We start from the raw sequence: 10,002 nt of genomic DNA on the forward strand, positions 1-10,002 counted from the left end.
GAATACGCTTAGAAACAGCTCTTACCTTGTCTCTCAACGACCTTTAGTAATGGTGTTAAGCCGCTGCACGAATTGTGTTAACCCTTCATACAATTTGCGTTAACCCTCTGCACAACTTGTGTTAATCCTCCTCACGAGTATATAAGAGGACAAGGCGGAATCCTTATAAGTATCGTTTGCATTTTAAGATACGGATGACAAGCTCATATATAGATGTAGCTTATCAGCCAATAAAGGCTTTTATTGAATACGAGCAACACGTATTCCGAGGTTAGCAGGACGAGCCTTCATATAGTTATAAAGCGTCTCTAAGGGGTCAACCACCCTATTTCCGTTCTTCTTAAGATTAGAGGCATTCATGAGGTGGAGGCCATCCTTGTGCCATATAGCAAATCCAAGATGTGTTGTATCGAGCTCTCGTTTACTCGTGACAATCGCAAGGATGTCACCATCACGAACTATCTCACGCAGGAGCTTACTGTTATTGAGTAGGCTCTTAGGGATATAACGGACACTTGTACCATTGGTTGCATCTTCTAACTTCTTAAGTTCTGCAACACGCTCAGGGCTGTTCCTCAACATATCATACAGTCTTGCATTCTGGCTCATATAGTTGATTTTCAACGTCTGAACAGCTGTGAAAGGTGGAACTGGGCTATCTATCTCTTTCACAAAACCCATGCGCTCGTTATCTTCCAACCACCAATGGAAATAGTGTAGACGGTTTACATAACTCATCTTACCGCCTCGATAGCGCACTTGTTCTAACTGATGTACATAGTTCGCAAAGCCAGTTTCGCCCCTTTTCGCACAAAGCGCAAGGGCGGTAACAGCCTCAACGTATGTCGTACAGTCTAATCCATGAAGATTAATAACCAGCTTTTCATCCTCATTCTTATCTAAGGTGTGCGCTACGTATGGCACCCCTATAAACTTTCGTGCAATCTTAATAACAAGCTCTTCGTTGGAGAGTTGCTGTCGTTGTGGCGCAAACTCTCGCAACAACTGACAAACCAGTGCACTGTCACTCTTCGTATAACGGTCAATATATGACGGTAGGGTGTTAGCCTGTCCGGTAGTAGCTACGCTTGTGACAGCCGCTCTCTCCTGTCGAGCCATCACTGTAGTATCTGCTACTCCATGCCCCTTTCCTTTCTGTTCAGGCTTCGCACCACAAGCTGAGAAAGCAAAGAGCGCCGTTAAGATAAGCAAGTATTTTAGTGTCATAACAATCTTTTCTAATGATAACCACAAACTATTATTAGGTAACAAACAACCTAATATTATAAAGAATTACGTTCCCTTCTTCCTTCCAAAGTTAAATCCAGCATAGACATTAATACTACCAAAGAAGTTATTAGTAGAGAAGTTGCTCCGTCGATAGTTATAAGCATGAAGGATAGTACTCATCCCTGCATACCATCTGCTATTGTTCCATACCACACCAAAGCGTCCGATGCCATCGATATTGATATTATTAAACTTAAAGTCACTGATAGAGAAGCTTCGATGAGTTACGTCTCCCGAACTACGTTTGTATGCCAGTGCTAAGGAGACAGAGCCTGCCAAGACCCAGTTACGGGCAAAAACCCAGTTATAAGCATAGCCACCACTAACAGAGACATCCGTGTACTTCACCTCACTGAACATCAGTGTACTATCAATCGGACTACTTGAGACACGATTGCCAAGTCGTTCTTTGATGACATCATTTAGTTCGTTCCAATCGACAGTTAGGGTATGCTGTGTATAACCAATGCCCAACAAAGGACTACCAGCAGAGCGACGTTGTATCGTACTCTGGCTGAATGCGGCCGGATAAGAGAACCGACGATGATTAAAGATATAATAAAGATTGAAGCCTTTAATGGTCGACGTCAGTCCACCAAAGTTCGTTCCACGTATTGGTTCAGTGTCTATATTCTTCCCAAGATACAATTGTCTGATTTTATAATCATTACCCGTTTTACGATAATAGATATCCAGTCCGAGCATTGAACTATATAAACTTAAATCATATTCTTGCCGAGGATTGTTATTCCTATGCCAGAAGTCCAAGTGTTTTATGTCCAGTGTGTAACCCAGAAATATCCATCGCCAACCGAAGTAAGGCCCTATACGCACCGTAGCCTCAGGTGCGAAGGTTATGCTTTGTTCGCTTGAACTACTCAAGCGGTACACCTCGTACGTGTTAGTATTCTGTATCATAAAGGCGAAGTTATACTTCTGAGGCTCAATATATGACGTATCAATCTCGTTGAAACGCTGTAGAAAGCTACCGCCCTTAGCAGCTTTTTCTTTCGACAAGACTGATGGCTCTGTTCTACGCATCCATCGCACAGTGTCTGTAGGCTGCTTAATAGGGAGTCTCTCTTCACTGTCCTTTCCCACAATAACACTATCGGTAATAACCGTAGAGGACAGCGCATACGTCTTTGTTCCTCCCAATAACAATAGGAGAAGACATAGAAACAGGTAGTCGTTGATAGTTAGCTTCATGTGATTAATTAAATAGAAACAAACGCCCAGAGGGCTTTCTTTTATATTTTACCAAGTATGCGGTCCATCACCCAATTAGTAGGTGTTGCGCTGATGCTCGTACAATCGCAGGCACCATAGCCTTGCATATCCTCGATAACAGACTTAATAATAGGGAGTTGGACGTAAGGAGGATTAGGAACCTCTATGTGTCTATCGCCCTGACTGGTGCAAAGACGAATAGGAGCATACGTATAGACAGAGAATGAAAGGCGTCCTTTCGACCCATAAACCTCGATACGATCTTCTCGTGCACTCTCATGAGCAGCAAAGCACCAAGCACCACTACCGGTCAAGCCTGTCTCGAATCGATACACAGCATTGACTGTATCTTCAAGGGAATAAAGCCCTGCTCGATTCGCCGTGTAGCCATGTGCTTTAACAATAACGCCAAACATATTCTGAAGTAGGTCGAGTTGGTGAGGCGCAAGGTCGTAGAAATAGCCACCACCAGAGATATGCGACTGTAGTCGCCACGGCAGTTGCTCATTCTGCTTATAGTCTAAGTCACGCGGAGGGACAGCAAAACGCACCTGTACAGTAAGTATCTTACCCAATTCACCACTATCCACAATCTCTTTAACCTTCTTAAAATAAGGTAGGTAACGACGGTAATAAGCAACAAAGCACGGTATTCCCGTCTGTTCAGACACACGGTTAATACGTACGCAATCTTCGTAAGATGCGGCCAAAGGCTTCTCTATATAACAAGGTTTTCCAGCCCGCATTGCCATAATAGCAAAGGTAGCGTGGGCAGAAGGAGGTGTAGCGATATAGATGGCATTAACGTCAGGGTCGTCTACCAACGCTTGTGCATCTGTGTACCATTTACGGATACCCTGCCGTTCAGCATACGAACGGGCCTTCATCTCACTACGGCTAAATACGGCCACGACATGCGACCCCATCACCTCATTAAAGGCTGGTCCTGATTTCTTCTCAGTCACTTCACCACATCCAATAAATCCCCAGTTTATTTGTTTCATTTGTCCTTTGTTTTCTATATCCAACATCAAGAATACAAAAGATGAGTATCCCTTTTACCGTACACCGCTCTTTTATTTCTGCAAAAATACGAAAAAACTATCAACTGACCATTCTTAGCTATTAACTTTTTAGTATCTTTGCAGAAAAGCTGTTTATAACACATACACATCATTAATATGATTATCAAGAATTCAGAATTCACTATATCTTCACCGTCATTGGCTAAGTGTCCTGAGGATTCAAAGGCAGAATATGCTTTTATTGGGCGTTCTAACGTGGGCAAATCAAGCCTCATCAATATGCTTTGCAACCATAAGGGATTAGCTAAGACATCAGCTAAACCCGGTAAAACCTTGCTTATCAACCATTTTATCATTAATAACGAGTGGTACTTAGTAGACCTCCCTGGCTACGGTTATGCCAAGAGTTCAAAGACAGTAAGGAACAAGTTAGAGCAGATGATAGCCCAGTATATCCTCCAACGCAAGCAGTTAGTGAACGTATTTGTGCTGATTGACATACGCCATGAGCAACAGAAGATTGACCGTGAGTTCGTCGATTGGCTCGGAGAGAGTAATGTTCCTTTCTCTATTATCTTCACAAAAGCAGACAAGCTATCGCCTGCGAAGGCTAAATCAAATGCTCTGCTATGGATGAAGAAGCTACAAGACAGATGGGAGGAACTACCCCCCTATTTCATTACGTCAGCTGAGAACAAGACTGGAAAGGAAGAAGTGTTAGACTATATAGACCGAATTAACAAGACATTAGAATAGAACTCATGGCACAGATACCCTATCTTGATGTCCAAAACCTAACGAAGAGTTTCGGAGCACAGGTTCTTTTTAAGGATATTTCATTCTCTATAGCAGAAGGACAGCACATTGGTCTCGTAGCTCAAAACGGCACTGGAAAGTCTACCCTACTCTCTATTCTTACTGGAAAAGAAGGTTATGACAGCGGATCTATCATCTATCGCAATGACTTACGTGTGGGGATGTTAGAACAAAGTCCGCATTTCGACCCAGAGGAGAGTGTGTTAGACGCCTGTTTCAACCATGAAGGCAACCCAGAAAGACTCTTAAAGGCAAAGCAGATACTCACGATGTTGAAGCTCTACGACTTAGACCAACCCATGGGACAACTAAGTGGTGGACAACAGAAGCGTGTTGCCTTGGCAAATGTCCTTATACTCGAACCAGACTTCCTCATACTTGACGAGCCTACTAACCACCTCGACTTAGAGATGATTGAATGGTTAGAAGGCTATCTATCTCGTGGTAATAAGACTATCTTCATGGTGACCCACGACCGTTATTTCCTTGATAATGTGTGTAACACGATATTAGAGTTAGACAACAACACCATCTACACCTATCGCGGTAATTACTCTTATTACTTAGAGAAACGTCAGGAAAGAATTGACAACACCCGTGCTGAGATTGCACGTGCAAACAATCTCTACCGGACGGAGTTAGAGTGGATGCGCCGTATGCCACAGGCTCGTGGCCATAAAGCACGCTATCGTGAAGAGGCTTTCTATGAGTTAGAAGCAAAGGCAAAGCAGCGCATTGAGGAAAGACAGGTGCGTCTGAAATCGTCAAGCGTATATATAGGTAGTAAGATATTCGAGTGCCAATACGTTTCAAAAAGGTTTGATGAGAAAGTCATTCTGAATGAGTTTTACTACAACTTCTCACGCTTTGAGAAGATGGGCATCGTCGGAAACAATGGCACGGGAAAGTCTACTTTCGTCAAGATGTTGCTCGGCGACGTCACTCCCGACAGTGGAAAGTTTGACATAGGAGAGACTGTTCGCTTCGGATACTTCTCCCAAGAGGGATTAAAGTTTCGTGAGGATCAGAAGGTTATCGACATCATCACGGATATAGCAGACTATATCGACCTTGGTGGAGGGAAGCACATGACGGCCTCCCAGTTCCTCAACTATTTCCTCTTCTCACCTGAACAACAACACAACTATGTGTATAAGCTGTCGGGAGGAGAGAAGCGCAAGCTCTATCTCTGTACTGTCTTAATGAAGAACCCTAACTTCTTAGTACTCGACGAGCCTACCAACGACTTGGATATTCAGACCTTACAAATCCTTGAAGAGTACTTACAAGACTTCCCCGGCTGTGTTATCGTGGTCTCTCACGACCGCTATTTTATGGACAAGGTTGTAGACCATCTCTTAGTGTTCAAAGGTGATGGTGAGATACAAGACTTCCCTGGAAACTACACGCAATACCGTGATTACCAGAAGATGAAGTCTAAGGAAGAGGAACAGCAGAAACCTGCCAAGAGTAGCAACACCAGCGGTAACGATGCGAAGAAGGATTATCGTAACAACCAGAAGCGTAAGTTGTCCTTCAAAGAGAAGCGTGAATACGAACAGCTTACAGATAAGATTGCACAATTAGAAGAGGAGAAACAACAGCTTGAAGAGGAACTATGCTCTGGCAATCTGTCGGTGGATGAACTGACAGAAAAGAGTAAACGGCTCCCTATCTTGAAGGAGGAATTAGACGAATTAGAGCTCCGCTGGTTGGAATTAGCCGAACTTGCTTAACGCATATAGCCCAGCCCTATCAGGCTACACTCCTCTCTGTCAAAGCGTTAACATCATCCGTTCCACTCAAGACATACGTATGAGCGCATCTTCAAAAGTAAGTTTGCAAAGCGTCACCATCGGGACTTTCCACACATAAAAAGGAGTTCCCCTAAACACTTTTAGGGTTATTCCACGAGGAGAACGACATCTTCCTATTATCTTTGCAGCATAACAACTAAGATAACAACCAATAAAAAGAATGATTATGAAAACCAATTACTTCTATCGCCAACTATGTTTAAGTTGCATAGTCCTCATGGCTACCTTCGCACTCGGTGCTTCTGCACAGTCTTCACGTCAGATACGTCCTTACTCATTCAATAAGAAAGGGGTGTTTTATGGTCGTCAACCTGTGATGGGAATAGACCCACGCACCTTCGTTGATCTTGGTTATGGGTATGCGAAAGATAGGTATAACGTCTATTTTGAAGGGCAGATTTTACCTTTTGTCGACCCACTGACGTTCCGCCTAAAAGTACCTGGTAGAGTCTACCCAGGCGACTATCCCGTTAATCCTAACGATGATTACGACCCCTACTACACCGAAGGCTACATTGTAACGTCTAATGCTGTCCTCTACAATGGGGAGAAGATTAGCGACAGCCCAAGCAGCTTCAAGGACTTAGGATGGGGTTATGGAAAGGACGCCTTCGATGTCTATTATATGGGTAAAAAGGTGAATGGCGCCAGCACTACCAGCTTCAAAGTACTCAAAGATGGCTATGCTGAGGACGCTTTCGACACCTATTATCGTGGAAGAGTAGTAAAATAAATATACTTATGATAGAACAGATACTTGCTTATAACAAAAGGTTTGTAGCCGTAAAAGGCTACGAACCTTTTATTACCTCTGGTCAACCAGACATGAAGTTGGCCATTGTTAGTTGCATGGATACCCGCCTTACCAAGCTACTCCCTAATGCGCTCGGGCTAAGGAATGGTGATGCAAAGATTATCAAGGTTGCTGGCGGAACCATTCTCACGCCATACGACGCTGTTATTCGTTCACTCCTTGTTGCTATCTACGAGTTGGGTTGCCAAGAGATTATGATTATCCATCACTCTGGCTGTGGTGCTTGCCACATGGATGCGACCCATTTCCTCCATCTGATGCACGACCGTGGCATAACAGACGAGGCTATTCAAGAGGCAAACAAGCATGTTAATCTCAACGAATACTTAGACGGCTTCCATGATACGGAGGCGAGTGTGCGACGTACGGTAGCTACTGTTCAACAGCATCCACTCATCCCGAAAGATATTGTCGTACGTGGTTTCATCATCGACTCACGTACAGGAGAGCTGACACCTGTCGAATAGCTTGCTGCACAGATAATGTAATGTTGTGGGCTGACAGTCATTGGGTGCGTTCGTCCCACTTATGGATAGCTACCCTACCCACCCTATTCCGTTCATGCTCTGACAACATACAGCCTCTTTACACACGCCTCTCTGCTGTACTGCTAAGCCTGACACAGGTATAAGAACAGGGTAAGTAATAGGCTTCAACTGACGTTCCAAAGGATGTTTCAAACATCCCACTTCATTCGTTGGGTCAATCAGTAGACTTGCGAAAAATCATTACATAGCATCAAGCTAAACACCTTCAAAATAGGAGTATAACATCTCATACCTCCAAGCTTATAACCCACAACATATCAACGCATTACAGACAGCGTTGAAGAAGACGCCCTTCTTGCCTCAAGAAGGGCGTTTTCAATGTGCAAGAAGGGCATGTTCTTGAAGCAAGAAAGGCATCTTCTTGAACGTAGAAGGGCGTGTGTTTGGTTCGAGAGGAGCGAAAAATGTTGACATGGAAGGTGAAAAAAGACCTCTTCCCCAGCCCCAGTGACCCCTCCCCCAGCCCCTCCCCGAAAGGGAGGGGAGCGCCTAACGGGACAAAGTTTGCCGTGATTTTATCGGTTATGAGTAAAGGAAAACGGACTTGTCACAGCCTTTAACGCTCGCAACACAAGCCATCAACACCTAACACTCATCACCTAACACCCAACACGTAACACCTAACACCCTGCAACGCAAGCCATCAACACCCAACACTTAACACCAAACACCCTGCAACAAGCACCTTCTTACTTACTAAGCTTAAACTTGATTGGTAGCGTGTAATAAACAGCTACTGGTCTACCATCTTGCTTACCAGGGATCCACTTAGGCATAACAGAGACGATGCGCATGGCCTCTTTGTCAAGAGATGGGGAAGCACCGCGTATAATCTCAGCCTGTCTAACCCTACCATCAGCCTCAACAACGAACTTTATCATAACTGTTCCTTGCTGATGCTTCTGGCTTGCTTCTGCCGGATACTTGATATTCTGCGCCAACCACTGGAAGAGATTACCATTAAACTTTGGCATCTCTGATACCACAATATAGACTTTCTGATCGTTATCTGGGCTCTTTTGCTTCTGTAAAACACTTACTGGAGCAACCTTATTGTCCACAGTAACGTTTGTTACACTGCGTGCAATAGAGTCAATATTACTTACTATAAGTAACATGACAATCATTGGTACGTAAAGTACATACTTAACACGCATACTGTTGTTTGTCTTCTTCTTGTTCATCATTTTAATTCTTTTTTTAATTGGTAAAACATTGAAATTATTTGAAATCGTAGCTACATTCTTCCTATATGTTAGTCCGAGCAGATGGTACTGATACTCCTTATTATCCACACCATTGTCTAACACGCTCCTATCAGCAAGGTATTCGAGATTTAATCGCACCTCACGTTTCAGCAACCAGACGAAAGGATTAAACCAAAAGAGCATACAAAACAGTTCTGCACAGAGTATGTCTATGGAATGAAACTGCCTGCAATGGGTCAGTTCGTGCGTCATAATCTCGTCTGTCTCAGCCTTTGAGTGCCGTTCAAGATGGATGAATATCCAATTAAAGAAGGAGAATGGCCCCTCATCATTGCGTAACAAGTAAACCTCAACACCATCAATATAAATAGTTTTACACCTGTTCTTCAACCTTATAATAGACGCAATCTGCCATAAAAGACGCAAGAACAACATGCACACAACTATTCCATAAACAGCCCAAGCAAACTGTTCCCAATTGAAGAAGCCACCACCCTCTGATGTGACTGACACAACTGGCAGAACAACAGTAGCGTATTCGTTAGTGATGGAAACCATCTTGTCATTGCCACTTAGCCATGAAGAGAAATCTATCAGAGGCAGACATAACGCTATAAGAAAGCTGCTGTTAAGGACATGTCTGCGCCATGAAAGAAAGGTGTCAGTCGAGAACATCAACTTATAAAACGCATAGAACAGCGCAAGAGCCATGTTGACTTTTAATAAATAGATTGCCATAATTGTCAATATTTTAGGTGATTGCTATACGAGGATAAAGGGGACTACGGTCTTAAACTATTCTTCCTTCCCTCTTTCTATCTCATCGATAATATCCTTCAAGTCGTCAGGAGAAATCTTATCCTCCTTTGCAAAGAATGAACGCAAGTTCAACATAGAACTGCAATCCCAAGTGCTGGTGTAGCTTAATAATCTATACCTGAAAACACCGAGGGGTTTGGGGGCGAGAAGCCCCCATGAGAAGAAAATCAACAAGCAATGCATAAAAATAAGAAAGGGAGACCTCTGTCTCCCAAAGATTAATTAATTTTGCATTGCAATGTACAAACAATTAACCTCGGAGCAAAGGTACACAATTTCTGTGCTACTCCAAAATAGAACGAAACAAAAAGATATTGCCAAGGCGATAAATGTAAGTGCAAGTACAGTGTCTCGTGAAATAAGACGTAATAGCGGAGTCCGAAGACACTATAATTGGGAAACTGCCCAAGCAAATGCAGTACAAACAAGGCGCAG

General features: G+C 43.4%; 9 protein-coding genes and 1 pseudogene. 5 read left to right on the plus strand and 5 right to left on the minus strand.

What is annotated here, in order from left to right:
* Nucleotides 1-240 precede the first annotated feature (240 nt).
* The 3 genes from HMPREF0666_RS09650 to HMPREF0666_RS09660 all read right to left on the minus strand — a co-directional run bounded on the left by HMPREF0666_RS09650 (nucleotide 241) and on the right by HMPREF0666_RS09660 (nucleotide 3,524).
* Nucleotides 241-1,227 (minus strand): N-acetylmuramoyl-L-alanine amidase-like domain-containing protein, encoded by a 987-nt coding sequence (locus HMPREF0666_RS09650; RefSeq protein WP_009012185.1) that lies wholly within the window; start codon nucleotides 1,225-1,227, stop codon nucleotides 241-243.
* Between the two features lie 66 nt (nucleotides 1,228-1,293).
* Nucleotides 1,294-2,499: a DUF4421 domain-containing protein gene (locus tag HMPREF0666_RS09655; protein WP_009012186.1), complete on the minus strand. Its 1,206-nt coding sequence runs from the start codon at nucleotides 2,497-2,499 to the stop codon at nucleotides 1,294-1,296.
* A gap of 41 nt (nucleotides 2,500-2,540) precedes the next feature.
* A complete protein-coding gene (locus HMPREF0666_RS09660; RefSeq protein WP_009012187.1) occupies nucleotides 2,541-3,524 on the minus strand; it encodes a Gfo/Idh/MocA family protein in 984 nt (327 codons plus the stop codon).
* Nucleotides 3,525-3,701: 177 nt separating this feature from the next.
* On the opposite strand from HMPREF0666_RS09660, the gene yihA reads away from it, so the two are divergent.
* The 4 genes from yihA to HMPREF0666_RS09680 all read left to right on the plus strand — a co-directional run bounded on the left by yihA (nucleotide 3,702) and on the right by HMPREF0666_RS09680 (nucleotide 7,459).
* Nucleotides 3,702-4,301, plus strand: coding sequence for a ribosome biogenesis GTP-binding protein YihA/YsxC (yihA, locus tag HMPREF0666_RS09665; protein WP_009012188.1), 600 nt, complete (start codon nucleotides 3,702-3,704; stop codon nucleotides 4,299-4,301).
* A gap of 5 nt (nucleotides 4,302-4,306) precedes the next feature.
* A complete protein-coding gene (gene abc-f / locus HMPREF0666_RS09670; RefSeq protein WP_009012189.1) occupies nucleotides 4,307-6,097 on the plus strand; it encodes a ribosomal protection-like ABC-F family protein in 1,791 nt (596 codons plus the stop codon).
* 247 nt (nucleotides 6,098-6,344) lie between these two features.
* Nucleotides 6,345-6,911 carry a DKNYY domain-containing protein gene (locus tag HMPREF0666_RS09675; RefSeq protein WP_009012190.1) on the plus strand — a complete coding sequence of 189 codons (567 nt, stop codon included), beginning with the start codon at nucleotides 6,345-6,347 and terminating at the stop codon, nucleotides 6,909-6,911.
* A gap of 8 nt (nucleotides 6,912-6,919) precedes the next feature.
* Entirely contained in the window at nucleotides 6,920-7,459 is a 540-nt protein-coding gene (locus HMPREF0666_RS09680; protein ID WP_009012191.1) for a carbonic anhydrase, read from the plus strand.
* Between the two features lie 770 nt (nucleotides 7,460-8,229).
* Here the strand turns inward: HMPREF0666_RS09680 and HMPREF0666_RS09685 are convergent.
* The gene (locus HMPREF0666_RS09685) at nucleotides 8,230-9,486 is read right to left on the minus strand and encodes a TonB family protein (RefSeq protein WP_009012192.1); all 1,257 of its coding nucleotides are present in this window, start codon (nucleotides 9,484-9,486) and stop codon (nucleotides 8,230-8,232) included.
* A gap of 57 nt (nucleotides 9,487-9,543) precedes the next feature.
* Nucleotides 9,544-9,630, minus strand: a pseudogene (locus tag HMPREF0666_RS17395) (BlaI/MecI/CopY family transcriptional regulator); the annotation flags it as partial.
* A 175-nt stretch (nucleotides 9,631-9,805) separates the two neighbouring features.
* Here HMPREF0666_RS17395 and HMPREF0666_RS16675 point away from each other — a divergent pair.
* On the plus strand, nucleotides 9,806-10,002 hold a 197-nt coding region (locus HMPREF0666_RS16675; protein WP_009012193.1), incomplete at its 3' end, for a helix-turn-helix domain-containing protein.

The sequence above is a fragment of the Prevotella sp. C561 genome (assembly GCF_000224595.1).
GTDB lineage: Bacteria > Bacteroidota > Bacteroidia > Bacteroidales > Bacteroidaceae > Prevotella > Prevotella jejuni.